The 22693-nt window shown below is 70.5% G+C and carries 22 protein-coding genes and 5 tRNA genes; 7 read left to right on the top strand and 20 right to left on the bottom strand.

Annotated features, from left to right (window positions below):
* Positions 1 to 13: 13 nt before the first annotated feature.
* Positions 14 to 2224 carry an ATP-dependent DNA helicase RecG gene (recG, locus tag G3I54_RS32685; RefSeq protein WP_203687503.1) on the bottom strand — a complete coding sequence of 737 codons (2211 nt, stop codon included), beginning with the start codon at positions 2222 to 2224 and terminating at the stop codon, positions 14 to 16.
* A gap of 49 nt (positions 2225 to 2273) precedes the next feature.
* A complete protein-coding gene (locus G3I54_RS32680) occupies positions 2274 to 4058 on the bottom strand; it encodes a DAK2 domain-containing protein (RefSeq protein WP_164620052.1) in 1785 nt (594 codons plus the stop codon).
* Positions 4059 to 4314: 256 nt separating this feature from the next.
* Here G3I54_RS32680 and rpmB point away from each other — a divergent pair, with 256 nt between their 5' ends.
* Entirely contained in the window at positions 4315 to 4500 is a 186-nt protein-coding gene (gene rpmB, locus G3I54_RS32675; RefSeq protein ID WP_026171429.1) for a 50S ribosomal protein L28, read from the top strand.
* Between the two features lie 74 nt (positions 4501 to 4574).
* Here rpmB and thiD read toward each other — a convergent pair whose 3' ends face one another.
* Together thiD and G3I54_RS32665 are read right to left on the bottom strand one after the other, a co-directional pair.
* Positions 4575 to 5384, bottom strand: coding sequence for a bifunctional hydroxymethylpyrimidine kinase/phosphomethylpyrimidine kinase (gene thiD / locus G3I54_RS32670; protein WP_164620050.1), 810 nt, complete (start codon positions 5382 to 5384; stop codon positions 4575 to 4577).
* Between the two features lie 17 nt (positions 5385 to 5401).
* Positions 5402 to 6382 carry a thiamine-phosphate kinase gene (locus G3I54_RS32665; RefSeq protein ID WP_137234491.1) on the bottom strand — a complete coding sequence of 327 codons (981 nt, stop codon included), beginning with the start codon at positions 6380 to 6382 and terminating at the stop codon, positions 5402 to 5404.
* 219 nt (positions 6383 to 6601) lie between these two features.
* Between G3I54_RS32665 and G3I54_RS32660 the strand changes: the two genes are divergently transcribed.
* On the top strand, positions 6602 to 6835 hold the full coding sequence (locus G3I54_RS32660) for an Lrp/AsnC ligand binding domain-containing protein (RefSeq protein ID WP_006127869.1): 234 nt from the start codon (positions 6602 to 6604) through the stop codon (positions 6833 to 6835).
* A gap of 20 nt (positions 6836 to 6855) precedes the next feature.
* The gene (locus G3I54_RS32655) at positions 6856 to 7344 is read left to right on the top strand and encodes a DUF3515 domain-containing protein (RefSeq protein WP_164620048.1); all 489 of its coding nucleotides are present in this window, start codon (positions 6856 to 6858) and stop codon (positions 7342 to 7344) included.
* A gap of 48 nt (positions 7345 to 7392) precedes the next feature.
* Here G3I54_RS32655 and G3I54_RS32650 read toward each other — a convergent pair whose 3' ends face one another.
* The 3 genes from G3I54_RS32650 to G3I54_RS32640 are packed head-to-tail and all read right to left on the bottom strand — an operon-like array spanning position 7393 to position 10362.
* The gene (locus G3I54_RS32650; protein ID WP_164620046.1) at positions 7393 to 8568 is read right to left on the bottom strand and encodes a D-alanine--D-alanine ligase family protein; all 1176 of its coding nucleotides are present in this window, start codon (positions 8566 to 8568) and stop codon (positions 7393 to 7395) included.
* Between the two features lie 34 nt (positions 8569 to 8602).
* The gene (locus G3I54_RS32645; protein ID WP_164620044.1) at positions 8603 to 9613 is read right to left on the bottom strand and encodes an NAD(P)H-dependent glycerol-3-phosphate dehydrogenase; all 1011 of its coding nucleotides are present in this window, start codon (positions 9611 to 9613) and stop codon (positions 8603 to 8605) included.
* Complete coding sequence (locus G3I54_RS32640) at positions 9610 to 10362, bottom strand: lysophospholipid acyltransferase family protein (protein ID WP_164620042.1); 753 nt, start codon at positions 10360 to 10362, stop codon at positions 9610 to 9612. The genes G3I54_RS32645 and G3I54_RS32640 overlap by 4 nt, the downstream gene beginning before the upstream one ends.
* 150 nt (positions 10363 to 10512) lie before the next feature.
* Between G3I54_RS32640 and cofC the strand changes: the two genes are divergently transcribed.
* Positions 10513 to 11196 carry a 2-phospho-L-lactate guanylyltransferase gene (gene cofC / locus G3I54_RS32635; protein ID WP_164620039.1) on the top strand — a complete coding sequence of 228 codons (684 nt, stop codon included), beginning with the start codon at positions 10513 to 10515 and terminating at the stop codon, positions 11194 to 11196.
* A 10-nt stretch (positions 11197 to 11206) separates the two neighbouring features.
* Positions 11207 to 11410 (top strand): hypothetical protein, encoded by a 204-nt coding sequence (locus tag G3I54_RS32630; RefSeq protein ID WP_030085001.1) that lies wholly within the window; start codon positions 11207 to 11209, stop codon positions 11408 to 11410.
* A 116-nt stretch (positions 11411 to 11526) separates the two neighbouring features.
* On the opposite strand, the gene G3I54_RS32625 is transcribed toward G3I54_RS32630, so the two are convergent.
* From G3I54_RS32625 to leuC, 4 genes are all read right to left on the bottom strand, one after another.
* A complete protein-coding gene (locus tag G3I54_RS32625; RefSeq protein ID WP_007448208.1) occupies positions 11527 to 12201 on the bottom strand; it encodes an HU family DNA-binding protein in 675 nt (224 codons plus the stop codon).
* Positions 12202 to 12343: 142 nt separating this feature from the next.
* The gene (locus tag G3I54_RS32620; RefSeq protein ID WP_032790676.1) at positions 12344 to 12571 is read right to left on the bottom strand and encodes a hypothetical protein; all 228 of its coding nucleotides are present in this window, start codon (positions 12569 to 12571) and stop codon (positions 12344 to 12346) included.
* Between the two features lie 104 nt (positions 12572 to 12675).
* Complete coding sequence (gene leuD / locus G3I54_RS32615; RefSeq protein ID WP_164620037.1) at positions 12676 to 13269, bottom strand: 3-isopropylmalate dehydratase small subunit; 594 nt, start codon at positions 13267 to 13269, stop codon at positions 12676 to 12678.
* A gap of 2 nt (positions 13270 to 13271) precedes the next feature.
* Entirely contained in the window at positions 13272 to 14699 is a 1428-nt protein-coding gene (leuC, locus tag G3I54_RS32610; RefSeq protein WP_164620035.1) for a 3-isopropylmalate dehydratase large subunit, read from the bottom strand.
* A gap of 173 nt (positions 14700 to 14872) precedes the next feature.
* Between leuC and ndgR the strand changes: the two genes are divergently transcribed.
* Complete coding sequence (gene ndgR / locus G3I54_RS32605; protein ID WP_003966003.1) at positions 14873 to 15589, top strand: IclR family transcriptional regulator NdgR; 717 nt, start codon at positions 14873 to 14875, stop codon at positions 15587 to 15589.
* 218 nt (positions 15590 to 15807) lie between these two features.
* On the opposite strand, the gene G3I54_RS32600 is transcribed toward ndgR, so the two are convergent.
* The 9 genes from G3I54_RS32600 to G3I54_RS32560 form a co-directional block, all read right to left on the bottom strand.
* Positions 15808 to 15880: transfer RNA gene (locus tag G3I54_RS32600), tRNA-Glu, on the bottom strand.
* A gap of 20 nt (positions 15881 to 15900) precedes the next feature.
* Positions 15901 to 15972, bottom strand: a tRNA-Gln gene (locus tag G3I54_RS32595).
* Positions 15973 to 15984: 12 nt separating this feature from the next.
* Positions 15985 to 16057 (bottom strand) — tRNA-Glu (locus G3I54_RS32590).
* Between the two features lie 62 nt (positions 16058 to 16119).
* A tRNA-Glu gene (locus tag G3I54_RS32585) sits at positions 16120 to 16192 on the bottom strand.
* Between the two features lie 38 nt (positions 16193 to 16230).
* Positions 16231 to 16302 (bottom strand) — tRNA-Gln (locus G3I54_RS32580).
* Positions 16303 to 16390: 88 nt separating this feature from the next.
* On the bottom strand, positions 16391 to 17110 hold the full coding sequence (locus G3I54_RS32575) for an HAD family hydrolase (RefSeq protein WP_164620033.1): 720 nt from the start codon (positions 17108 to 17110) through the stop codon (positions 16391 to 16393).
* 101 nt (positions 17111 to 17211) lie between these two features.
* On the bottom strand, positions 17212 to 18687 hold the full coding sequence (gene gltX, locus G3I54_RS32570) for a glutamate--tRNA ligase (protein ID WP_164620031.1): 1476 nt from the start codon (positions 18685 to 18687) through the stop codon (positions 17212 to 17214).
* Positions 18680 to 19465 (bottom strand): fumarylacetoacetate hydrolase family protein, encoded by a 786-nt coding sequence (locus tag G3I54_RS32565; RefSeq protein ID WP_164620029.1) that lies wholly within the window; start codon positions 19463 to 19465, stop codon positions 18680 to 18682. Before G3I54_RS32565 ends, gltX begins: the two co-directional genes overlap by 8 nt.
* A gap of 92 nt (positions 19466 to 19557) precedes the next feature.
* Positions 19558 to 19740: a hypothetical protein gene (locus tag G3I54_RS32560; RefSeq protein WP_164620028.1), complete on the bottom strand. Its 183-nt coding sequence runs from the start codon at positions 19738 to 19740 to the stop codon at positions 19558 to 19560.
* Positions 19741 to 20325: 585 nt separating this feature from the next.
* Here G3I54_RS32560 and G3I54_RS32555 point away from each other — a divergent pair.
* Positions 20326 to 22693: nitrate- and nitrite sensing domain-containing protein (locus G3I54_RS32555; protein ID WP_164620026.1), on the top strand; the 2368-nt coding region annotated here is incomplete at its 3' end.

Raw genomic sequence — 22693 nt, 5'->3', positions numbered from 1 at the left:
GACGGCCCCGGGCTCACCCCTTGTCCAGGTACTCCTCGCGGTCCTTGTCGAGCAGGGCCGCCAGCACCGTGCGCAGCTCCGGCAGATGCTCCAGCTCCGGGTCGGCGGCGACGATCGCGACGGCCTCCTCGCGGGCGGCGGCGATGACCTCCTCGTCGTCGATGACGGTGAGCATCCGCAGCGAGGAGCGCACCCCGGACTGGGCCTGGCCCAGCACATCGCCCTCGCGGCGCTGTTCGAGGTCGATGCGGGAGAGCTCGAAGCCGTCGAGGGTGGCGGCCACGGCGGAGAGGCGGGCGCGGGCGGGGCTCGCCTCGTGGGCCTCGCTGACCAGCAGGCAGAGCCCGGGGGCGGAGCCTCGGCCGACGCGGCCGCGGAGCTGGTGGAGCTGGGAGACGCCGAAGCGGTCGGCGTCCATGATCACCATGGCGGTGGCGTTGGGGACGTTGACGCCGACCTCGATGACGGTGGTGGCGACCAGGACGTCGACGTCCCCGGCGGCGAACCGGCGCATGACGTCGTCCTTCTCGTCGGGGTGCATCCTGCCGTGCAGCACCTCGACGCTCAGTCCGGCCAGCGCGCCCTTGCGGAGCTCGTCGGCGATCTCCAGGACGGCGAGCGGCGGCCGCTTCTCCGGGTCCTCCTCGGCGGCCTTCTTCTTGGCCTTGCCCTTCTTCCCCTCCTCCTCCGCGTCGTCGCCGATGCGGGGGCAGACCACGTACGCCTGGTGGCCGTTCTCCACTTCCTCGCGGACGCGCTCCCAGGCGCGCGCGAGGAAGTGCGGCTTGTCCTTGGCGGGGACGACGTGGCTGGCGATCGGGGAGCGGCCGGCCGGGAGCTGGTCCAGGACGGAGGTCTCCAGGTCGCCGAAGACCGTCATCGCGACCGTACGGGGAATGGGGGTGGCGGTCATGACGAGGAGGTGGGGCGGCTGCTTGCCCTTGGACCGCAGGGCGTCGCGCTGTTCCACGCCGAAGCGGTGCTGCTCGTCGACGACCACGAGTCCGAGGTCGTGGAACTGCACCTTGTCCTCGATGAGGGCGTGGGTGCCGATGACGATCCCGGCCTCGCCGGTGACCAGGTCCAGCAGGGCCTGACGGCGGGCGGCCATGCCCATGGAGCCGGTGAGCAGGACGACCTTGGTGCCCCGGTCCGAGCCGCCCAGTATGCCGCCCTCGGCCAGCTCGCCCATCATCTCAGTGATCGAGCGGTGGTGCTGCTGGGCCAGGACCTCGGTGGGGGCGAGCATCGCGGCCTGGCCGCCCGCGTCGACCACGGCGAGCATCGCGCGCAGCGCCACCATGGTCTTCCCGGAGCCGACCTCGCCCTGAAGGAGGCGGTGCATCGGGTGCTCGGTGGCGAGGTCGTCGAAGATCTCCTTGCTGACCTTCTCCTGGCCCTCGGTGAGGGTGAAGGGCAGCTTGGCGTCGAACGCGTCCAGCAGGCCGTCCGCGACGGGGCGGCGGGCGACGGCGGGAAGCTGGGTGTCGGCGTACCGGCGGCGGGCCAGGGCGACCTGGAGGACGAAGGCCTCGTCCCACTTGAGCCGGGCCTTGGCGTCCTCGATGTCCGCCTTCGTCTGCGGGCGGTGCACCTTCAGCAGGGCCTCGGGCAGCGGGGTGAAGCCCCGGCCCTCCCGGAGCGAGGCGGGCAGCGGGTCCACCGCGTCCCGCGCGCTGGGCAGGACGGCGTCGACGGCCTTGGCGATCCGCCAGGAGTCGAGCTGCTTGCAGGCGGGGTAGATCGGCAGCAGCCGTCCGGCGAAGGCGTCCACGGCCTCGGTCGCCTCGTCGGCGTCGGAGGCGTCGAGCAGTTGGTACGTGGGGTGGGCGAGCTGCATCTTGCGGTTGAAGACGGAGACCTTGCCCGCGAACATCGCCTGGCGGCCGGGCAGCAGCTCCTTGTGCGGCTTGTGGACGCCGTGGCCGAAGAAGACCAGCTGGAGGCGGCCGCTGCCGTCGGTCAGGGTGACTTCCAGGCGCTTGCCCCGGCCGTTGTTGAACATCAGGATCCGGGCGTCGGCGACCTGGGCGAGCACCGTGACGTGCTCGTCCAGCGGGAGGTCGGCCAGCGCGGTCAGCTTGCCGCGCTCCTCGTACCGCCGCGGGTAGTGGTGCAGCAGATCACCGACCGTGTGCAGGTCGAGGTGTTCGGCCATCACCTTCGCGGTGGCTCCGCCGAGCAGCTTCTTGAGAGGTTCATCGAACGAGGACACGCGATCCATTGCACACCACGGCACTGACAGCTGTCCGCCGGGCGCGGCGGTGGGGCCGCTACTCGACGCCGATCAGCAGCGGTGCGCGCTGGTGCCCGCCCCGGTAGACCACGGTGTCCACGGCGAGGTGGCCCTCGCGTACGTGCTCCTCCAGCGCGTCGGCCAGCGAGTCGGGGACGTCCTCGCCGAGGACGAGGGTGACCAGTTCGCCGCCGGCGGCCAGCATCCGGTCGAGCACGGTGCGGGCGGTGGCCGGGACGTCCGCGCCGATCACGGCCACATCGCCGTCGATCAGGCCGAGGATGTCACCGGCCTGGCAGACCCCGGCCATGGTCCACGACTGGCGTTCCGCGACGGCCAGTTCGGCGTAGCGGGTGGCCCCGGCGGCGGCGGTCATCGCGACCACGTCCTCGTCGAAGCCCCGGTCCGGCTCGTGGACGGCGAGGGCGGCGATGCCCTGGACGGCGGCGCGCGTCGGCACGAGCGCGACCCTGACCCCCTCGGTCCTGGCCTGTTCGGCGGCGGCAGCGGCGGTGTGGCGCAGGGCCGCGTCGTTGGGCAGCAGCACCACCTCGCGGGCGTGCGCGCGGCGGATGGCGTCGACCAGTTCGCCGCTGGCGGGCGGTTCGCCGGGGCGGGCGATAACGGTGGTGGCGCCCGCCTCGGTGCAGAGCCCGGCCAGGCCGTCCCCGGGGACCACGACGACGACGGCGCGCTGGGCGGGTTCGGCCTGGACGCGGAGGTCGTGGCCGCTCTCGGTGGCGAAGTGGGTGATCCGGATCCGGTACGGCCGGCCGGCCTCGACGCCCGCCTCCACGGCGGCCCCGGCGTCGTCGACATGGACGTGGACGTGCCAGAGCCCGTCGCCGCCCACCACGACCAGGGAGTCGCCCAGCGCGTCGAGCCGGGTGCGCAGCCGGGCCACCTGCTCGTCGCGGGCCTCCAGGAGGTAGATCACCTCGAACGCGGGCCCGGCGCCCCCGTCCTCGGGGCAGTCGAGCGGGCCCTCGCCCACCAGGGCCCCGCCCACGGAAGCGCCCCCGGCCGGACCGCCCGCCGAAACGCCGCCCACCGGAACACCTCCCGCCGGAAAGCCCCCTTCCGTGACGCCCTCGACCGGCGTGCCGCCCACCGGAAGGCCCACCACGGACCCGCCGTCCACCGGCACGGGCGCCTTCCCGGGGCCGGTACGAGGCCCTCGTACCGGAGCCTGTCCGGTCACGGTCTCCACCAGCGCGCCCAGGACCGCGACCAGCCCCCGCCCCCCGGCGTCGACGACGCCCGCCCGGCCGAGGACGGCGAGCTGTTCCGGGGTCCGGGCGAGGGCGGCGAGCGCCCCCTCGTACGCGGCGTTCACGACGGCCCGCAGGTCGGGGTCCTCGCCCCGGGCGGCCTCGGCGGCCTTGGCCGCGACGGTGAGCACGGTGCCCTCGACGGGGTGGGCGACGGCCTGCCGGGCGGCGTCGGCGGCGCTCGTGAGAGCGAGGCGCAGATGGGCCGCGTCGCCGCCGTCGGCCAGCACTCCGGCCATGCCGCGCAGCAGCTGGGCCAGGATCGTGCCGGAGTTGCCGCGGGCGCCGATCAGGGCGCCGTGCGCCATGGCGCGTACGGCGTCGGCGGTGGCGGGCGCGGTGGCGCCGGTCTCGTGTGCGGCGAACACCGCCTCGACGGCCGCGGCGGCGGACTCGACGGTCAGATAGAGGTTGGTGCCGGTGTCCCCGTCGGCGATGGGGTAGACGTTGATCGCGTCGATCTCCGCGCGCTCCCGGCCCAGGGCCTCCAGGGCCAGTGAGCACCACGTGCGCACCGCGACGGCGTCCAGATCGTCGGGGAGCTGCGGCACCGATGGTCCTCCTCGATCGGCCGTGGCAACGGGCTGCACCGCAGGTTAGCCCGCTTGCCGGGGTTCCGGCCCGGACAGGGGGCGGGAAGGGCGGGGGGCCAACCCGTGGTAGTTTCGTATCTCCGAAGCAGGCGTTGTATGCTGCTCCGGTTGCCCGATGAGAGTCGGGCCATTCCTCCGGTACCGCCACTTCAGTCAAATGAATCCGGCGCGCCGGAATTCACTGTAAGTGCATCTGAAGTCTTTGGAGTGACCCGTGGCTGCCAACTGCGACGTTTGCGGCAAGGGGCCGAGCTTCGGCAACAACATTTCGCACTCGCACCGCCGTACGTCCCGTCGCTGGAATCCCAACATCCAGCGCGTGCGTGCCGTGGTCGGTCGGACGCCGAAGCGGCTCAACGTCTGCACCTCGTGCATCAAGGCCGGCAAGGTCGCGCGCTGACGTCCCCGTCGTAGCGCAGCCTTCCGGTTGCCCAAAAAGCCGGTCCACCTCGGTGGACCGGCTTTTTGCTGTGCTCAGACAGCTGCCCGGGTCAGCCAGCCGTGGTCGACCGGGCCGATGCCGCCGCCGAGCGGGAAGCCGGCCTCGATCGCGCCGGTGACGTACGTCTTCGCGCCCTGTACCGCCGTGGGTACGTCCTTCCCGAGCGCGAGCCCGGAGGCGATGGCGGAGGCCAGCGTGCAGCCGGTGCCGTGGGTGTGGCGGTTGTCGTGCCGGGGGGCGCGCAGCCAGTGTTCCGCGCTCCCGTCGGTGAGCAGGTCCACCGCCTCGCCGGGCAGGTGGCCGCCCTTGATGACGACCCAGCGCGGTCCGAAGGCGAGGATCTCCTCGGCGGCCCGTCGCATACCGCTCTCGTCGGCGACCGTGACCCCGGTGAGCTGGGCCACTTCGTCGAGGTTCGGGGTGGCGACGGTGGCGACGGGCAGCAGCTTCGTCCGTACGGAATCGAGGGCCTCGGCGGCGAGCAGCGCGTCGCCGTGTTTGGAGACGCCGACCGGGTCGACGACGACGGGGGCGTCGGTTCCGGTGAGGAGTTCGGCGACGGTCTCCACGAGGGCGGCCGAGGCGAGCATTCCGGTCTTCACGGCCTGGACGCCGATGTCGTCGACGACGCTGCGGTACTGGGCGCGTACGGCGTCCACCGGAAGCTCCCACGCGCCCTGGACGCCGAGGGAGTTCTGTGCGGTGACGGCGGTGAGGACGCTCATGCCGTGCACGCCGAGAGCGAGCATCGTCTTCAGATCGGCCTGGATCCCCGCACCGCCGCCGGAGTCGGATCCGGCGACGGTGAGCACGCGGGGCGGGACAGCGGTACGTATGGGCATACGCAGCAATCTAACGGTCACCGGGGCTGGTGGGTGTCCTCGATGGAGCCGAAGTGGTCCCAGCCGCCCTTGCTGGTCCAGGGCGCGCCGTCGACGGTGACCTGGGGCAGGGCGGACGGGTTGAGGACCTCGCCGATCACCTTCCAGCGGGCGGGCAGTTTCACGTCCGGCGGGAAGGTCGCCACGATCGCGTGGTCCTCTCCCCCGGTCAGCACCCACTGGAGCGGGTCGACGCCGACGGCCTGGCCGATGTCGGACATCTGCGAGGGGATGTCGATGAGGCCGGAGCGCAGGTCTATGCGGACCTTGCTGGACTCCGCGATGTGGCCGAGGTCGGCGACGAGGCCGTCGCTGACGTCGGTCATCGCGGTGGCGCCGAGTCCGGCGGCCGCGGGGCCCGCGTGGTACGGCGGTTCCGGGCGGCGGTGGGCCTCGACAAAGGCGCGGGGCGAGCGGAAGCCGCGGGAGAGCACGGCGTATCCGGCGGCGGACCAGCCGAGCCAGCCGGTGACCGCGACGACGTCGCCGGGACGGGCGCCGCCCCGGGTGACCGGTTCGTGGTTGCGCAGGTCGCCGAGCGCGGTGATCGCGACGGTGATCGTGTCGCCGCCGACCACATCGCCGCCCACCACGGCCGCGCCCGCCACCTGGCACTCGTCGCGCAGCCCGTCCATCAGCTCGGCGGCCCAGGTGACGGGGAGGTCGGCGGGGACGACGAGGCCGAGGAGCAGCGCGGTGGGCACGGCGCCCATCGCCGCGATGTCGGCGAGGTTCTGGGCGGCGGCCTTGCGGCCGACGTCGTACGCCGTCGACCAGTCACGGCGGAAGTGCCGCCCTTCCAGCAGGATGTCCGTACTGGCCACGACCCTGCGGTCGGGGGCGGCCACGACCGCGGCGTCGTCGCCGGGCCCCAGCCGTACCGCCGGAGTGGTGGTGAGCCGGGACGTGAGCTCTCTGATGAGCCCGAACTCCCCCAACTCGCCCACGGTTCCCTTCACCGAGTCTCACCTCTCCTTTATCGCCCCGGACACCCGTCCGGGCCCCCGGTCGCGAGCCGTCTGTGCTGTCGGTACCGTCAAGACATACGTCAACTTCTGCGCTCTGTACGCCACGCTGTGGACGTCATCCGGCCCGTAGGTCTCCCCGTGGCCCGCGGCAACGCGATAACGTGGCGTCCCTTTCCCCCACATGATCCTCGTGGCCGCCCTGGAGGTTCCGTGGTACAGGCGTACATCCTCATCCAGACCGAGGTGGGCAAGGCGTCGATCGTCGCCGAGACCATCTCCAAGATTCCGGGAGTCATCCAGGCAGAGGACGTCACCGGTCCGTACGACGTGATCGTGCGGGCCCAGGCAGACACGGTCGATGAACTCGGCCGCATGGTGGTCGCCAAAGTGCAGCAGGTGGACGGCATCACACGAACCCTGACCTGCCCGGTCGTCCACCTCTGACCCCCGTCTAGGCTGGGCCGGTGACGTCATCCGCCCGCCGTTCCCCACGCTCGATATTCCTCGGTCCGTCCGCTGCCGTGCTCGTGCTGGCCGCGGCGGGCTGTTCCCTCAGCGACGCGCAGCCCTCGATCACGGTTCCCACACCGTCCCCGGAGGCCGCAGCGTACTGCGAGGCCCTGCACGAGGAACTGCCGAAGGCCGTCCTCGAACTGGAACGCAGCGACCCCTCCCCGGCTTCGGAGCTGACCGCCGGCTGGGGGGACGGGGCGATCGTACTGCGCTGCGGGGTCCCCCGGCCCGCGAAGATGGACGACCCCCAGTCACAGGGCGTCGAGGCGGACGGGGTGAAGTGGATGCTGGAGGAGCCCGAGGACTCCGGACCGCGGTTCACCACCACGTACCGCAAGGCGTACGTCGAGGTCACGCTCTCCTCGGCGTACGCCCACGACATCACGCCGCTGGCCGCGTTCGCCGGCCCCATCGCGAAGACGGTCCCGGACCGGTTCTGAGGCCCGCCGGCGTTCGCGTCGGCACGGTCGGCGTCGGCGCGGTCCGCGTCAGCGCAGTCCGGTGGAGCGGTTCAACGCGGCCTGGATCAGCCGGTCGACCAGCTCCGGGTAGTCGACGCCGCTCTCCTGCCACATGCGCGGGTACATCGAGATCGGGGTGAAGCCCGGCAGGGTGTTGATCTCGTTGATGACGAAGCCGCCGTCCTCGGTGAGGAAGAAGTCGGCGCGCACCAGGCCCTCGCAGGAGACGGCGTCGAAGGCGGCGACGGCGAGCCTCCGCACCTCGGCGGTCTGCTCCTCGGTGAGCGGCGCGGGCACGAGACCGGCGGCCGAGTCGATGTACTTGGCCTCGAAGTCGTAGAAGTCGTGCGCGGTGACCGGCGGGATCTCGGCGGGCACGCTGGCGCGCGGGCCGTCCTCGAACTCCAGCACCCCGCACTCGATCTCGCGGCCGCGCAGCAGCGACTCGACGAGGAACTTCGGGTCGTGGCGACGGGCCTCCTCGATCGCCTCGTCGAGGCCTTCGAGGCCGTCGACCTTGGTGATGCCCATCGAGGAGCCGCCGCGGGCGGGCTTGATGAACAGCGGCCAGCCGTGCTCGCCGGCGAAGTCCACGATCCGCTTGCGGGCGGCGGCCGGGTCGTTGTCCCACTCGCGGGGCCGGACGACCTCGTACGGTCCGACCGGCAGCCCGAAGGAGATGAAGACCCGCTTCATGTACTCCTTGTCCTGGCCGACGGCGGAGGCGAGGACGCCCGCGCCGACGTAGGGCACACCGGAGAGTTCCAGGAGCCCCTGGAGGGTGCCGTCCTCGCCGTACGGGCCGTGCAGCACGGGGAAGACGACGTCGACCTCGCCCAGCGCCTTGGGCACCGAGCCCGGTTCGCTGTAGAGGACCTCGCGGCTGCCGGGGTCGACGGAGAGCGTGACGCTGCCTTCGGCGGACTCGGCGAGCCGGTCCACATCGGGGACCTTGCGGTCGGTGATGGCCATGCGTTCGGGCTCGTCCGCGGTGAGCGCCCAGCGGCCGTCCGTCGTGATGCCGATCGGCAGGACGTCGTACTTGGTCCGGTCGATGGCCTTCATGACGGCGCCGGCCGTGACGACCGAGATGCCGTGTTCGGAGCTGCGGCCGCCGAACACGACCGCCACACGGGGCTTGCGGCGCTGCTGCTCAGGGCTCTCGCGGCGCTCAGGGCTCTGGGGGAGGTTCTCGCTGCTCATATCGCGATGAGCGTACCTGCTGGTAAGGGAGACGTCAGCGTCGCTCGGCCTTGGCGCTCCGCGACATCAGCTCCTTCACCGCGACGACCGGGGACTTGCCCTCGTGGACGATGGAGACGACGGTCTCGGTGATGGGCATGTCGACCCCGTGCCTGCGGGCCAGGTCGAGGACCGATTCGCAGGACTTGACGCCCTCGGCGGTCTGCTTGGTGACGGCGATCGTCTCCTGGAGCGTCATGCCGCGGCCGAGGTTGGTGCCGAAGGTGTGGTTGCGCGAGAGCGGCGAGGAGCAGGTCGCCACCAGGTCGCCCAGGCCCGCGAGTCCGGAGAACGTCAACGGGTCCGCGCCCATGGCCAGGCCCAGACGGGTGGTCTCGGCGAGGCCCCGGGTGATGAGGGAGCCCTTGGTGTTGTCGCCGAGGCCCATGCCGTCCGCGATGCCGACGGCGAGGCCGATGACGTTCTTCACGGCGCCGCCGAGCTCGCAGCCGACCACGTCGGTGTTGGTGTACGGCCGGAAGTACGCGGTGTGGCAGGCGGCCTGGAGGCGCTGGGCGACCGATTCGTCGGCGCAGGCGACGACGGCCGCGGCGGGGCGGCGCTCGGCGATCTCCTTGGCCAGGTTGGGTCCGGAGACGACGGCGATGCGGTCCGCGGAGACCTTGGTCACGTCCGCGATCACCTCGCTCATCAGCTCGGCGGTGCCCAGCTCGACGCCCTTCATCAGGGAGACCAGGACGGTGTCCGGCCCCAGGTGCGGGGCCCAGTCGGCGAGGTTGGCGCGCAGCGTCTGCGAGGGCACCACGAGGAACGCGAACTCGGCACCGCGCAGGGCCTCGGCGGCGTCGGTGGTGGCGCGGATGGTGTCGGGGAGCGTGATGCCCGGGAGGTAGTCCGGGTTGGTGCGGGTGGTGTTGATGGTCTCGGCGACCTCGGCGCGGCGGCCCCAGAGGGTGACCTCGCAGCCCGCGTCGGCGAGGATCACGGCGAAGGCCGTACCCCATGAGCCGGTTCCGAAGACGGCTGCTTTTACGGGGTGCGTCACGTGGGTCCCTTTCCCTGGGCCCTGCGCCGTTGTTCAGCACGGGCTTTGCGGTGATCGTAGAGCTCGGCGGGCGCCTTCTCGCCGCGCAGGTCCTCCAGCTCGCGGGTGATGGCCGCCATGATGACCTCGGTCGCCTCGCGCAGCACCTCGGGGGTGGGCTCCAGGCCGTGGAAGCGGCTGAGGTCGACGGGCGGTCCGGCCTGCACCTGGAGCGTCTTGCGGGGGAACAGCCGGAACTTGTTCTCCTTGGCGTACGGCGGCATCGCGAGGTTGGCGCCCCACTGGGCGACCGGGATGACGGGGGCCTTGGTCATCAGGGCGACCCGGGCGGCCCCGGTCTTGCCGGCCATCGGCCACATGTCGGGGTCGCGGGTGAGGGTGCCCTCGGGGTAGAAGGCGACGCACTCGCCGCGCTCGATGGCCTCCACGGCGGCCCGGAAGGCGTCCAGGGCGTTGGTGGTCTCGCGGTAGACGGGGATCTGGCCGGTGCCGCGCAGCATCATCCCGACGAACGGGGTGCGGAAGAGGCCGGCCTTCGCCAGGAGCCGCGGCACGCGCCCGGTGTTGTACTGGAAGTGGCCGTAGGAGAGCGGGTCCAGATAGGAGTTGTGGTTGACGGCGGTGATGAATCCGCCGTCGGCCGGAATGTGTTCCATCCCCCGCCAGTCGCGCTTGAACAGAACCACCAATGGCGGCTTGGCGATAACCGCCGCCAGGCGGTACCAAAAGCCGATTCTGCGGCGGGACACTCGGACACCTTCCTTAGGGACTTTGACCTGCTGGCTGGCTACTGACGGTCAAGTCTCGCCCCAGGCCCCTGCTCTGTCGAGAACACCGTACGCCTCACGTTGCGTAGTGGTCCTCCGGGTTGTCGTACCGGCAGGCGAGAATAAGTGCTGATGCGTACGGAGGGGGAGATCGCCACGAACACCGATCCGGCCGGGCCCTGGTCCCTGGTCGTTCCACTGAAGCCGCTCGCACGGGCCAAGAGCCGCCTGGGGCGGGCGGCGGGCGAGGATGCGCGGCCCCTGCTGGCCCTGGCGTTCGCCCAGGACACGGTGGCGGCGGCGCTGGCCTGTGCCCGGGTGCGGGATGTGGTGGTCGTCACGGACGACGCCGTGGCCGCGGCGGCCCTTTCCGCGCTCGGGGCGCGGATCGTGCCGGACGTTCCGGGGGCCGGGCTCAACGCGGCGCTCGCGCACGGTGCCCGCTCGGTGCGGGCCGTGCGGCCCGCCGCCGCGGTGGCCGCGCTCAACGCGGATCTGCCCGCGCTGCGCACCGACGAATTGGCGCGGGTGCTCGATTTTGCTTCCGCTTTTCCCAGCGCATTTCTCCGGGACGCGGCGGGAATCGGTACGACATTTCTGGCCGCCGCGAGCGGTGCGGAATTCCGTCCGGCTTTCGGTGGCCCGTCCGGGTCACGGCACCTGGCGTCGGGGGCGGTGGAAATAGCGCTGTCCGGTGTCGACTCGGTGCGCCGGGACGTGGATACGGGCGAGGATCTGCGGGTCGCCCTGGCCCTGGGGGTGGGGCCGCACACGGCGCGGATCGCGGCCGTGCCCGCCCCGGCGGCCGACCGATAGGCTGCCGCCCATGCAGGCGACCTCGTACACGTACGACCCCGAGACCCGCAGCGGCAGTGTGCTGCTGGACGACGGCACCCCGGTGGAGTTCGGCGCCCCGGCCTTCGACGCGGGCGGCCTGTTGCTGCTGCGTCCGGGGCAGCGGGTGCGGATCGAGGGCGAGGGCGAGGGGGCGGCGCTGCGGATCACGCTGGTGACCCTGCAGACGTTCTAGAAGTGGTTCGGTCGGACAGGCCCTGGGCCGAACGGGGCCCGGACAGCCCGCGGGCCGGGCTCCCCCGGAGGGGAGCCCGGCCCGGCGCGTTGTGAGGTGCGAGCGGGTGCCCGGTCTCACTTCTTGCGTGCGGTGGCCTTCTTGGCCGTGGTCTTGCGCGCCGTGGTCTTCTTCGCGGGCGCCTTCTTCGCCGTGGTCTTCTTGGCGGGCGCGGTCTTGCTGGCGACGGCCTTCTTGGCGGTCGTCGCGGCCTTCTTCGCCGGGGTCGCCTTCTTCGCGGCCGCGGAGGCCTTCTTGGCGGTCGCGGTGGTCTTCTTCGCGGTGACCTTCTTGGCCGCGGCGGTGGTCTTCTTCGCCGGGGTCGCCTTCTTGGCGGTGGTCTTCTTCGCGGTGGCCTTCTTGGCCGCCGACTTCTTGGCGGCGGCGGCCTTCACCGTCGTACGGGCGGCGGAAGATCCGCCCGAGAGGCTGCCCTTGGGGGCCTTCTTGACGGCCACGTCGTTCTTGGGGAGCTTCTTCGAGCCGCTCACCAGGTCCTTGAAGCCCTGACCCGCGCGGAAGCGGGGCACCGAGGTCTTCTTGACCCGGACGCGCTCACCCGTCTGCGGGTTGCGGGCGTACCGGGCGGGGCGGTCGACCTTCTCGAACGAGCCGAAGCCGGTGACCGAGACACGGTCCCCGGCGACAACGGCACGGACGATCGCGTCGAGTACCGCGTCGACAGCGTCTGCGGCCTGCTGACGGCCGCCGACCTTGTCGGCAATCGCTTCTACGAGCTGCGCCTTGTTCACGTCTTCCCCTTCGGAGACATTGCCAGAACGAAAGTGTTCAAGCTTTTTCGCACGTTAGGCAGATATATACCGCAAATCAAACACGAAACGGGCTAATCACCCTAGTGCCGCAACGAAGTCGACCGATGCGCAGTTCCACGTGTCAGTCACCTTCGGGGAATCGGCCCTCATCGAGGTCCTTCATCAACCGGTCCAGACGCCTTGCCGCGTCCGGGAGATCGTGCTTCGCCGCGGCCGTGACGACCAGCAGCTTCCGGGTCAGCGCCATCCGTACGCTCTCCGGGACTTGCAGTGCACGCACCTTCGCGTGCGCTTCCTTCAATCGGTCGGCGACTTGGCCGTAGAGCTTGAGTTGGCTGTCGCGTTCCATGCACCGATTGTGCCATCTGGGGCGAGTTGTCGCCCGACGGGGTCTCAACAAGCGACTGCGCCCCCTGCCGGGAGGCAGGGGGCGCAGTCCTGGAAAAGCGCTGCTCAGGCGGCAATGGTACGCGGCTTGAAGACCGGCCTGGCCGCCTCGTACGCGGCGATGTCCGCTTCGTTCTGAAGGGTGAGGCTGATGTCGTCGAGGCCGTTGAGCAGTCGCCAGCGGGCGTTCTCGTCGAGCTCGAAGTCGGCGGCGATGCCCTCGGCGCGGACCTGGCGGGCCTCCAGATCGACGGTCACCTCGGCGGTCGGGTCGGCCTCCGTCAGCTCCCAGAGGGCGTCGACGACCTTCTGCTCCAGAACCACGGTGAGCAGGCCGTTCTTCAGCGAGTTGCCGCGGAAGATGTCGGCGAAGCGGGAGGAGACGACGGCCTTGAAACCGAAGTTCTGCAGGGCCCAGACCGCGTGTTCGCGGGAGGAGCCCGTACCGAAGTCGGGACCGGCGACGAGGACCGACGCGCCCTGGCGCTCGGGGCGGTTGAGGACGAAGTTCTCGTCCTTGCGCCAGGCTTCGAAGAGCCCGTCCTCGAACCCGTCGCGGGTGACCTTCTTCAGCCAGTGGGCGGGGATGATCTGGTCGGTGTCGACGTTGCTGCGGCGCAGCGGGACGACCCGGCCGGTGTGGCTGGTGAATGCTTCCATGGCTATCGGACTCCGGCGGGGGTACGGGCGTCGGACAGGTCGGCGGGCGAGGCCAGATGGCCCAGCACCGCGGTGGCGGCGGCGACCTGGGGCGAGACCAGGTGGGTGCGGCCGCCCTTGCCCTGCCGGCCCTCGAAGTTGCGGTTCGAGGTGGAGGCGGAGCGCTCGCCGGGGGCCAGCTGGTCGGGGTTCATACCGAGGCACATCGAGCAACCCGCGTGCCGCCATTCGGCGCCGGCCTCGGTGAAGACCTTGTCCAGGCCCTCGGAGACGGCCTGGAGCGCGACCCGGACCGAGCCGGGGACGACCAGCATCCTTACGCCGTCGGCGACTTTACGGCCGTCCAGGATCGAGGCCGCGTTACGCAGGTCCTCGATGCGGCCGTTGGTGCACGAACCTACGAAGACGGTGTCGACGTTGATCTCGCGCAGTGGCTGCCCGGCGGTCAACCCCATGTACTCCAGGGCCTTTTCGGCGGCGAAACGCTCCGAGGCGTCCTCGTACGAAGCCGGGTCGGGGACGTTGGCCGACAGGGGCGCGCCCTGGCCGGGGTTGGTGCCCCAGGTGACGAACGGGGCGAGCTCGGTGGCGTCGATGACGACCTCGGCGTCGAACACCGCGTCGTCGTCGGAGCGCAGCGTCTTCCAGTACGCGACGGCGGCGTCCCAGTCCTCGCCCACGGGGGCGTGGTCGCGGCCCTCCAGGTAGTCGAAGGTGGTGGCGTCCGGGGCGATCATGCCCGCGCGGGCGCCGGCCTCGATCGACATGTTGCAGATGGTCATCCGGGCCTCCATCGAGAGCTTCTCGATGGCGGAGCCGCGGTATTCGAGGATGTAGCCCTGGCCGCCGCCGGTGCCGATCCGGGCGATGATCGCCAGGATCAGGTCCTTCGCGGTGACCTCGTCGGGCAGTTCGCCCTCGACCGTGATGGCCATGGTCTTCGGGCGGGCCAGCGGCAGCGTCTGGGTGGCCAGGACGTGCTCCACCTGGCTGGTGCCGATGCCGAACGCCAGCGCGCCGAACGCGCCGTGCGTGGAGGTGTGGGAGTCGCCGCAGACCACGGTGGTGCCCGGCTGGGTCAGCCCCAGCTGCGGGCCGACCACGTGGACGACGCCCTGCTCGACGTCGCCCAGCGGGTGCAGTCGCACACCGAAGTCCGCGCAGTTCTTGCGCAGGGTCTCCAGCTGGGCGCGCGAGACCGGGTCGGCGATCGGCTTGTCGATGTCGAGGGTCGGGGTGTTGTGGTCCTCGGTGGCGATGGTGAGGTCGAGGCGCCGTACCGGACGTCCGGCCTGACGCAGACCGTCGAAGGCCTGCGGGCTGGTCACCTCGTGCAGCAGGTGCAGATCGATGAAGAGAAGGTCGGGCTCGCCCTCCGCGCGCCGGACGACGTGGTCGTCCCAGACCTTCTCCGCGAGTGTCCTACCCATCGCTTTCCCTCCGGCCGGCGTCTTCGCCGGCCCAACTAGAGATCGGTGTGCCTCCGTCCGGACCCCCGTGCGGGGCGGTGGCTACGAGCCGTTGTGCGGCCGCCCGTACAGGTTCGCAACTTCCGCCGAAAATTGAACTTGCGTTTCACAGAGTGAGACGGGAGTATCGTCGTATGGACAACTCTAGCGGCGTCGGCGTTCTCGACAAGGCAGCTCTGGTATTGAGCGCCCTGGAGTCCGGTCCGGCCACCCTCGCCGGGCTGGTCGCGGCGACCGGGCTCGCACGGCCCACGGCCCATCGACTGGCCGTGGCACTGGAACACCACCGGATGGTGGCGAGGGACATGCAGGGCCGGTTCATTCTCGGCCCCCGGCTGTCGGAACTGGCAGCCGCGGCGGGCGAGGACCGCCTGCTGGCCACGGCCGGACCGGTGCTCACCCACCTGCGCGACATCACCGGCGAGAGCGCGCAGCTCTACCGCCGGCAGGGCGACATGCGTATCTGCGTGGCGGCGGCGGAACGGCTGTCCGGACTCCGGGACACGGTGCCCGTCGGCTCCACGCTCACCATGAAAGCGGGCTCCTCCGCCCAGATCCTGATGGCCTGGGAGGAGCCGGAGCGACTGCACCGGGGCCTCCAGGGCGCCCGGTTCACGGCCACGGCGCTCTCCGGCGTACGGCGGCGGGGCTGGGCCCAGTCGATCGGCGAGCGGGAGCCGGGCGTGGCCTCGGTCTCCGCTCCGGTGCGCGGCCCCTCGAACCGGGTGGTCGCCGCCGTCTCGGTCTCCGGCCCGATCGAGCGGCTGACCCGCCACCCGGGCCGGATGCACGCCCAGGCCGTCATCGACTCGGCAGCGCGGCTGAGCGAGGCCCTGCGCCGCACGGGCTGACCCGCCCGCCCGTCACGACGTCTCTCCCCTCTCTTTACGACACCTCTCCCCCTCTTCCGGAAGGCCGCCCCAGCGCCGTGGCGGCCCTTTTTCTTTCCCCTGCTTCTTTCCCCTGCCAACAGCGTTGCGGCATGGGCCACTTGGCCGGGGACGCCCTGGTCCGGGCAAGCGGAAAGGCCCTCCACCGAGGTGAAGGGCCTTTCCGTACTGCTCTGTTGTACCCCCGACCGGATTCGAACCGGCGCTACTGCCGTGAGAGGGCAGCGTGCTAGGCCGCTACACAACGGGGGCGTGGTTACTGCTGACTTGCGCTGGGCTACCAGGACTCGAACCTAGAATGACGGTACCAGAAACCGTAGTGTTGCCAATTACACCATAGCCCATGGTGTGACAAGTACCCCCGACCGGATTCGAACCGGCGCTACTGCCGTGAGAGGGCAGCGTGCTAGGCCGCTACACAACGGGGGCCCTAGCGATCCTGCATCGAGAGCGATGGGTGCGACCCATGATGTTCTCGCGGGAAGGATCTGTACCCCCGACCGGATTCGAACCGGCGCTACTGCCGTGAGAGGGCAGCGTGCTAGGCCGCTACACAACGGGGGCTTGTCCTGCTGATCTTGCTCGTACTGCTTGGTCTTGCGCTGGGCTACCAGGACTCGAACCTAGAATGACGGTACCAGAAACCGTAGTGTTGCCAATTACACCATAGCCCACTGAAATGCAACCCCTGGTGGGGGCTTCACTTCTGTCTACGCTTCCCGGCCGGATCTTTCGGCCCGCTCGGGCGGCGCAGAAAGAACATTACCCGAAGGTGTCCGGCGCTCCAAAACGGGTATCGCCCGCCAGCAGTCCGGGAAGCTGGTCCAGCCCGGTGATCGTCACGAGGTCCGGCCGCCCGCCCCTCCCCCGCCGGTCGAGCCAGATCCCCGTCAGCCCGGCGGCCACGGCCCCGCTCGCGTCGATGTCGGGTTCGTCGCCCACGTACGCCACCTCGTGCGGCTCCAGCGCGAGCGCCTCGCAGGCCGCGTGGAAGGCGCCGGCCTCCGGCTTGGAGATCCCGAGCTCCACGGCGCAGACCATCACCTCGAAGCGGTCCCGGACACCGAGCGCGGTGAGCTTGCGGTGCTGGTTGTGGCTGCTGGAGTTGGAGAGGATCGCGTGGCGGTAGTCGGGCGCCAGGCGGTCCAGAACCGGCAGCACGTCCGGGAAGAGCGTCCAGGCGGCCTCGTAGTGGGTCAGATGGCCGGCGAACCAGGCGTCGGCCTCCGCGTCCGCCATCGTCCGCGCGAGGAAGTCCCGCACCCGGTCCCGGCGCTGGCCGAGGAAGTCCGTCTCCCCGGCGGCGACGCGCGCCCAGTGCACGGCGGTGATCGCCTTCCAGGCGGCGAGGGCCTCGTCGACCGACGCGTACGCCTCGGGCAGTCCCGTGCTCTCCAGGTGGATCCGCATACCGGTGTGATCGGCGCCCGCGTAGTCGAAGATCGTGTCGTCGATGTCCCAGAGCACGGCGCGGATCGGCATGGATCTCACGGTAGCCGTCGGCGGGCGGCCGCGGAGGGGGAAAGCCGAGGAGGGCCGCAGCCGGTCGGCTGCGGCCCTCCTCGGGGCGTCCTGTCGCTTGTTTACGCGGTCAGCTTCGCCAGCGCCGCGTCCACGCGGGCCAGGCTCTTCTCACGGCCCAGGATCTCCAGGGACTCGAAGAGCGGCAGGCCGACGGTGCGGCCGGTGACGGCGACGCGGACCGGGGCCTGGGCCTTGCCGAGCTTGAGGCCGTGGGCCTCGCCGGCGGTCAGGACGGCGTTCTTCAGCGACTCCGGGTCGCTCCAGTCGGCCGCTTCCAGGTTGGCGCGGGCCGTGGTCAGGAGGGCGACCGGGTCGCCCTTCATCGCCTTGGTCCAGGACGCCTCGTCCTCCACCGGCTCGTTGAGGAAGAGGAAGTCGACGTTGTCGGTGATGTCGGAGAGCACCGTGACCCGGGTCTGGGCGTACGGGGCGATCCGGGTCCACTTCTCCGCGTCGAAGGCCTCGGGGGCCCAGGGGGCGAAGGGCGCCTGGAGCCAGGGGCCGCAGGCCTCCGTGAAGGCCTTCACATCGAGCATGCGGATGTGCTCGGCGTTGATGTGCTCGCACTTCTTGAGGTCGAAGCGGGCCGGGTTGGCGTTGACGTCCTTGATGTCGAACGCGGCGATCAGCTCGTCCGTCGAGAAGATGTCGCGGTCCTCGGCGATCGACCAGCCGAGCAGCGAGAGGTAGTTCAGCAGGCCCTCGGGGAGGAAGCCGCGCTCCCGGTAGAGGTTGAGGGAGGCCTGCGGGTCGCGCTTGGAGAGCTTCTTGTTGCCCTCGCCCATGACGTACGGCAGGTGGCCGAAGGCGGGGGTGTCCTTGGCGATGCCCAGCTCGATGAGCGCCCGGTACAGGGCGATCTGGCGCGGGGTGGAGGAGAGCAGGTCCTCGCCGCGCAGGACGTGGGTGATCTCCATCAGGGCGTCGTCGACCGGGTTGACCAGCGTGTAGAGCGGGGCCCCGTTGGCGCGGACGATGCCGTAGTCCGGGACGTTCTCCGGCTGGACGGTGATGTCGCCGCGGACCAGGTCGGTGAAGGTGATGGCCTCGTCGGGCATCCGGAAGCGGACGATCGAGCTGCGGCCCTCGGCCTCGTACGCGGCGATCTGCTCGGCGGTGAGGTCGCGGCAGTGGCCGTCGTAGCCGGAGGGCTTGCCGGCGGCGCGGGCGGCGTCGCGGCGGGTGTCCAGCTCCTCGGTGGTGCAGTAGCAGGGGTAGGCGTACCCGGCGGCGAGCAGCTTCTCGGCGACGTCCTTGTACAGGTCCATCCGCTGCGACTGGCGGTACGGCGCGTGCGGGCCGCCGACCTCGGGGCCCTCGTCCCAGTCCAGGCCCAGCCAACGCATCGAGTCGAGCAGCTGCTGGTAGGACTCCTCCGAGTCGCGCGCCGCGTCGGTGTCCTCGATCCGGAAGACCAGGGTGCCCTGGTGGTGCCGGGCGAAGGCCCAGTTGAAGAGCGCCGTCCGGACCAGGCCCACGTGGGGGTTGCCGGTCGGGGAGGGACAGAAACGTACACGGACTGGTGCGTTAGCCACGCTTGATCACCTTGTTGGTGAGAGTGCCGATGCCTTCGATGGTGACGGCGACCTCGTCGCCGACGTGCAGGGGTCCGACCCCTGCGGGGGTGCCCGTGAGGATGACGTCGCCCGGGAGCAGCGTCATGGCCTCCGTGATGTGGACGATCAGGTCCTCGATGGAGCGGACCATGTCGCTCGTGCGGCCGAGCTGTCGCTGCTCGCCGTTGACCGTCGCCTGGATGGTGAGGTCGTGCGGGTCGACGTCGGTCTCCACCCAGGGGCCCAGCGGGCAGGAGGTGTCGAAGCCCTTGGCACGGGCCCACTGCTTCTCGCGCTGCTGCACATCGCGGGCGGTGACGTCGTTGGCGCAGGTGTAGCCGAAAACGACGTCCTTGACGCGCTCGCGGGGGACCTCGCGGCACATGCGGCCGATGACCACGGCCAGCTCGGCCTCGTGGTGCAGCTCGTTGGAGAAGGAGGGGTACTCGATCGCGTCGCCGGAGCCGATCACCGAGGTGGTGGGCTTGAAGAAGGTGATCGGCGCGTCGGGGACCTCGTGGCCGAGTTCGGCGGCGTGCTCCGCGTAGTTGCGGCCGATGGCCACGACCTTGTTGGGGAGCACGGGGGGCAGCAGCCGGACCTTGTTCAGCGGGACCTTGGTGCCCGAGAGCTCGAAGTCGGCGTACGGAATGCCCTTGATGATGTCGAGGACGAGGTCACCGGATTCCACGGTGCCCTGTCCCTCGACGGCGCCGAAGGCGACATTGCCGTCGATGGAGAACCTGGCGATGCGCACGGGATGCTGTCGCCCCTCACTTGCTGGCTGGCTGAAGACTGACGCTCCAGGCTAGCGCGCATGAGGGGGACGGCCGTGCGTACGACGGGGTACTACTGGGCGGCGGCGACCGGGGCTTCCATCAGGATGGTGCGGCGCGGGTTGGCGGTGACGTTGGGCAGGTCGGCGGCGTGCTCCGGCGTCAGGGGCGTCTGCAGCGCTTCGGCGTCCTTGAGGTGCGCCAGCGTGGTGCGCCGGGGGTTGGCAATGTTGCGGAACATCGTCGTCGTCTTCATCTGCCGTCAGGACCCTGTTCGGTGAGGGCGTCGCTCGTCGCGGCGCCGGCTTGTCGGATTCGCCATCCCTGTAAAGCGTCAGGCTAAACATCCGATTCCCCGCCCGAGCCGGGATGAGGCGACGATCATCATGTGAGTTTGCTCACGAACTAATCGACAATTAGCCCATTACGGACAGCCGACCGTGATCCAGAAAACGGACATTGCATCACTGAATCCACTATTCCGCTCCTGATCATCGCGACTGGGACACCCCCCACCCCTAGGTGACTCCTCCGTAATAGTCCGCTTTACCCACGATCACTCTCCACTGCTTGTTACTCATTCATCACAACGTGTCACCCAGGTCACAGCCCGGTACATGGGCCTTGTTGGAGATCCTGCACTGTGCTGGAATTCCACGCACCGCCGCGGGTTTCAGACCGGCGCGCCGGGGCGCAACGCAGCGCCGAGTGGCGGCGGGAGGGGGAAGTACGCCGGTCACTCATACGACCACCATGGGGCGCGTCCAGCGCCCCACGACGCCGACACCGTTCTTGTCCGCTACCTGCGGGCGGGACGCCTGGTCCAGAGGTTGCGACGCTAGTGCAGGGACGTTTCAAGAGGGATGGCAGCGCTCCGGCGGAACAGGAGCCGCGCGGCGGGACCGACCGCGGTTCCTCGCCCCAGCACGCCCAGAACCCCGGGCCGGCCGCTGCCGGCGACAACAGCGACCGTGCGCAGCGCTCGGGCTCCACGACGAGCAGCGGCGCGGAGCCGAACACGCCCGCACAGCCGCGTGGCCCGGTCGACACGGGTTCGCGAATAGCGCTCCGTAACTGGCGCATCAGTACGCGACTGGTCTCGCTCCTCGCCCTCCCCGTGGTCGCGGCGACCACCCTGGGCGGTCTGAGGATCAACGAGTCCATGACCGACATGCAGCAGCTGGAGCACATGCAGCTGCTGACCAAGATGACCAAGCAGGCGACCTCGCTCGCCCAGGCGCTCCAGGTGGAGCGCGACCAGTCGGCCGGTCCGCTGTCGAACAAGTCCAAGCCCACCGACTACAAGGTCACCGGGCCCCGGGACAAGACCGACCGGGCCAAGGACGCCTTCCTCGACGAGACCGACTCGATCGGCGACTCCGAGGGCGACGAGGCGCTCGACAGCATCCACGCGAGCATCTCGCAGATCGCCTCCCAGCTCGGCACCATCCGTACGATCCGCAAGACGGCGTATGAAGAGGGCGCACCGAGTCTCAACACGATCGACCAGTACAACCAGCTGATCACCTCGTTGCTGAGCCTCTCGCAGGACATGGCGCAGGCGACCAGCAACCCGGACATGATCAAGCGGACCCGGGCCTTGGCGGCGTTCTCCTCCGCCAAGGAGTACGCCTCGGTCCAGCGCGCGATCATCGCCGCGGCGCTGCCCGGCGGTTCGGTGAAGGAGCCGCACCTCAACCCGAACGACCGGCAGTTCGGCTCCAACGCCCTCGCCAAGGAGTCCCGCGCCCTCACCTCGTTCAAGACGATCTACGGGACGACCGGGGAGAGCGCCGAGGAGCTCATGGCTCCCCTGGACAACGGCAACCCGGAGATCAACGCCGGGAACATGTACGCCAAGCGGATCCTGGACACCACGAACGGGATCGAGGGCAAGCAGGTCCGGTCCTACCTCGACTGGTACGACCAGAGCACCATCAAGATCAAGGCCATGGAGACGATCGAGGCCACCCTCCTCAGCGACATGGAGGCCAAGGCCCGCGAACTGCGCCAGGCCTCCCAGCGCGAGGCGATCGTCAACGGTGCGGTCATCCTCCTCGTGCTCGGCGTCTCGCTCGTCGGCGCCTTCGTGGTGGCCCGCTCCATGATCCGCTCGCTGCGCCGCCTCCAGGACACCGCCACCCGCGTCGCCCAGGACCGGCTGCCCGAGCTCGTCAAGCAGCTCTCCGAGACCGACCCGCAGGACGTCGACACCTCCGTCGAGTCGGTCGGTGTGCACTCCCGGGACGAGATCGGCCAGGTGGCCGCGGCCTTCGACGACGTGCACCGCGAGGCCGTCCGCCTCGCCGCCGAGCAGGCCCTTCTCCGGGGCAACGTCAACGCGATGTTCACCAACCTCTCGCGCCGCTCCCAGGGCCTCATCCAGCGCCAGCTCTCGCTCATCTCCGAACTGGAGTCCCGCGAGGCCGACCCGGACCAGCTCTCCTCGCTCTTCAAGCTCGACCACCTCGCGACGCGTATGCGCCGTAACGGCGAGAACCTCCTCGTCCTCGCGGGCGAGGAGCCGGGCCGCCGGTGGACCCGCCCCGTTCCGCTGGTCGACGTGCTCCGTGCCGCCGCCTCCGAGGTGGAGCAGTACGAGCGCATCGAGCTGTCCGCGGTGCCCGCCACCGAGGTCGCCGGCCGGGTCGTCAACGACCTCGTGCACCTGCTCGCCGAGCTGCTGGAGAACGCCACGTCGTTCTCCTCGCCGCAGACGAAGGTCCGGGTCACCGGTCACGCGCTGCCCGACGGCCGGGTGCTGGTCGAGATCCACGACACCGGCATCGGCCTCTCGCCCGAGGACCTCGCCGCGATCAACGAGCGGCTCGCGCAGCCGCCGACGGTGGACGTCTCCGTCTCCCGTCGCATGGGTCTGTTCGTGGTCGGCCGGCTGTCGCTGCGTCACGGCATCCGGATCCAGCTGCGCCCCTCCGACTCCGGTGGTACGACCGCGCTGGTCATGCTGCCCGTCGACGTCGCGCACGGCGGCAAGCAGCCGCCGTCCAAGCAGGGCCCCGGTCAGCAGTCCGGCGCCCCGGGCGGTCTGCTCGCGGGCAACGGGAACGGCGCGGGCAACGGCCAGCGCGCGGGTCTCGGCAGCGGTCCGGGCGGTCCGGGCGCCAAGAGCCTCGGCGGCGGACCCGGCGCACAGCGCGGCCAGGTCGGCTCCGGCGCGGGTCCCCGGGCGGCACTGCCGGCCCGGGACA

Source organism: Streptomyces sp. SID14515, from assembly GCF_010548505.1.
Classification (GTDB): Bacteria; Actinomycetota; Actinomycetes; order Streptomycetales; family Streptomycetaceae; genus Streptomyces; species Streptomyces caviscabies.
The sequence above is the reverse complement of the archived record's forward strand: the minus strand, read 5'-3'. Positions and strand labels throughout refer to the sequence as shown.

Bases quoted from the DNA above. Each gene is read 5' to 3' on its own strand.
- recG (WP_203687503.1), bottom strand. From the start codon at position 2,224: ATGGATCGCGTGTCCTCGTTCGATGAACCTCTCAAGAAGCTGCTCGGC.
- thiD (WP_164620050.1), bottom strand. From the start codon at position 5,384: ATGCCCATACGTACCGCTGTCCCGCCCCGCGTGCTCACCGTCGCCGGA.
- G3I54_RS32650 (WP_164620046.1), bottom strand. From the start codon at position 8,568: ATGAGCAGCGAGAACCTCCCCCAGAGCCCTGAGCGCCGCGAGAGCCCT.
- cofC (WP_164620039.1), top strand. From the start codon at position 10,513: ATGCGTACGGAGGGGGAGATCGCCACGAACACCGATCCGGCCGGGCCC.
- G3I54_RS32630 (WP_030085001.1), top strand. From the start codon at position 11,207: ATGCAGGCGACCTCGTACACGTACGACCCCGAGACCCGCAGCGGCAGT.
- G3I54_RS32620 (WP_032790676.1), bottom strand. From the start codon at position 12,571: ATGGAACGCGACAGCCAACTCAAGCTCTACGGCCAAGTCGCCGACCGA.
- leuD (WP_164620037.1), bottom strand. From the start codon at position 13,269: ATGGAAGCATTCACCAGCCACACCGGCCGGGTCGTCCCGCTGCGCCGC.
- leuC (WP_164620035.1), bottom strand. From the start codon at position 14,699: ATGGGTAGGACACTCGCGGAGAAGGTCTGGGACGACCACGTCGTCCGG.
- ndgR (WP_003966003.1), top strand. From the start codon at position 14,873: ATGGACAACTCTAGCGGCGTCGGCGTTCTCGACAAGGCAGCTCTGGTA.
- G3I54_RS32575 (WP_164620033.1), bottom strand. From the start codon at position 17,110: ATGCCGATCCGCGCCGTGCTCTGGGACATCGACGACACGATCTTCGAC.
- G3I54_RS32560 (WP_164620028.1), bottom strand. From the start codon at position 19,740: ATGAAGACGACGACGATGTTCCGCAACATTGCCAACCCCCGGCGCACC.